The organism is Streptomyces sp. NPDC040432, assembly GCF_055595445.1.
Genome location: NZ_JBVIVP010000060.1, coordinates 1 through 2,277 on the forward strand (window position 1 = coordinate 1; position 2,277 = coordinate 2,277).

General features: G+C 57.5%; 2 rRNA genes. Both read right to left on the reverse strand.

The features are described 5' to 3' along the window. A 23S ribosomal RNA gene (locus ACZ58N_RS38790) occupies positions 1–310 on the reverse strand; the annotation flags it as partial. Positions 311–597: 287 nt separating this feature from the next. Next, positions 598–2,122, reverse strand: a 16S ribosomal RNA gene (locus tag ACZ58N_RS38795). Between the last annotated feature and the right edge of the window lie 155 nt (positions 2,123–2,277).

A 2,277-nucleotide genomic window follows, 5' to 3' on the forward strand; every position in this document is an offset into this window, starting at 1 on the left:
ATGCGCAACCCCTGCCGGGTATCACACGCATACGGTTTGGCCTCATCCGGTTTCGCTCGCCACTACTCCCGGAATCACGGTTGTTTTCTCTTCCTGAGGGTACTGAGATGTTTCACTTCCCCTCGTTCCCTCCACACTGCCTATGTGTTCAGCAGTGGGTGACAGCCCATGACGACTGCCGGGTTTCCCCATTCGGACACCCCCGGATCAAAGCTCAGTTGGCAGCTCCCCGGGGCCTATCGCGGCCTCTCACGTCCTTCATCGGTTCCTGGTGCCAAGGCATCCACCGTGTGCCCTTAAAAACTTGGCCACAGATGCTCGCGTCCACTGTGTAGTTCTCAAGCAACGACCAGCCACCCATCACCCCACCAGACAAGCTGATGAGTTCACTGGGGCCGGCATCGCGAAGACAAGACCTTACGGCCGTACCTTCAGATACCCAACAACGTGCCAGACACGATCCCCGCCACCATCACTGTTTTCCACGCCGAAGCAGTACTTACAGGGAGGTTTTGGAAACCGTGCCAAATAATCAACGTTCCACCCATGAGCTGACCGTGCAGAACATTTGCCTGCAATCGGTACTGTGCTCCTTAGAAAGGAGGTGATCCAGCCGCACCTTCCGGTACGGCTACCTTGTTACGACTTCGTCCCAATCGCCAGTCCCACCTTCGACAGCTCCCTCCCTTACGGGTTGGGCCACCGGCTTCGGGTGTTACCGACTTTCGTGACGTGACGGGCGGTGTGTACAAGGCCCGGGAACGTATTCACCGCAGCAATGCTGATCTGCGATTACTAGCAACTCCGACTTCATGGGGTCGAGTTGCAGACCCCAATCCGAACTGAGACCGGCTTTTTGAGATTCGCTCCACCTTGCGGTATCGCAGCTCATTGTACCGGCCATTGTAGCACGTGTGCAGCCCAAGACATAAGGGGCATGATGACTTGACGTCGTCCCCACCTTCCTCCGAGTTGACCCCGGCGGTCTCCTGTGAGTCCCCATCACCCCGAAGGGCATGCTGGCAACACAGGACAAGGGTTGCGCTCGTTGCGGGACTTAACCCAACATCTCACGACACGAGCTGACGACAGCCATGCACCACCTGTATACCGACCACAAGGGGGGCACTATCTCTAATGCTTTCCGGTATATGTCAAGCCTTGGTAAGGTTCTTCGCGTTGCGTCGAATTAAGCCACATGCTCCGCTGCTTGTGCGGGCCCCCGTCAATTCCTTTGAGTTTTAGCCTTGCGGCCGTACTCCCCAGGCGGGGAACTTAATGCGTTAGCTGCGGCACCGACGACGTGGAATGTCGCCAACACCTAGTTCCCAACGTTTACGGCGTGGACTACCAGGGTATCTAATCCTGTTCGCTCCCCACGCTTTCGCTCCTCAGCGTCAGTAATGGCCCAGAGATCCGCCTTCGCCACCGGTGTTCCTCCTGATATCTGCGCATTTCACCGCTACACCAGGAATTCCGATCTCCCCTACCACACTCTAGCTAGCCCGTATCGAATGCAGACCCGAGGTTAAGCCTCGGGCTTTCACATCCGACGTGACAAGCCGCCTACGAGCTCTTTACGCCCAATAATTCCGGACAACGCTTGCGCCCTACGTATTACCGCGGCTGCTGGCACGTAGTTAGCCGGCGCTTCTTCTGCAGGTACCGTCACTTTCGCTTCTTCCCTGCTGAAAGAGGTTTACAACCCGAAGGCCGTCATCCCTCACGCGGCGTCGCTGCATCAGGCTTTCGCCCATTGTGCAATATTCCCCACTGCTGCCTCCCGTAGGAGTCTGGGCCGTGTCTCAGTCCCAGTGTGGCCGGTCGCCCTCTCAGGCCGGCTACCCGTCGTCGCCTTGGTGGGCCATTACCCCACCAACAAGCTGATAGGCCGCGGGCTCATCCTTCACCGCCGGAGCTTTCAACCCCCACCCATGCGGGCAGGAGTGGTATCCGGTATTAGACCCCGTTTCCAGGGCTTGTCCCAGAGTGAAGGGCAGATTGCCCACGTGTTACTCACCCGTTCGCCACTAATCCACCCCGAAGGGCTTCATCGTTCGACTTGCATGTGTTAAGCACGCCGCCAGCGTTCGTCCTGAGCCAGGATCAAACTCTCCATGAATGTTTACCCGTAATCGGGTGCACACATCACTTAGAGCGGGCACGTCATGTCGGAATAAGACCGACGCGCCACAACGTCCTCGCTGTGTAATTGCCTGCAAGCATCACCCGAAGGCGACCCCACAGGTCTTTTTCAAAGGAACCTCATCCACCGAA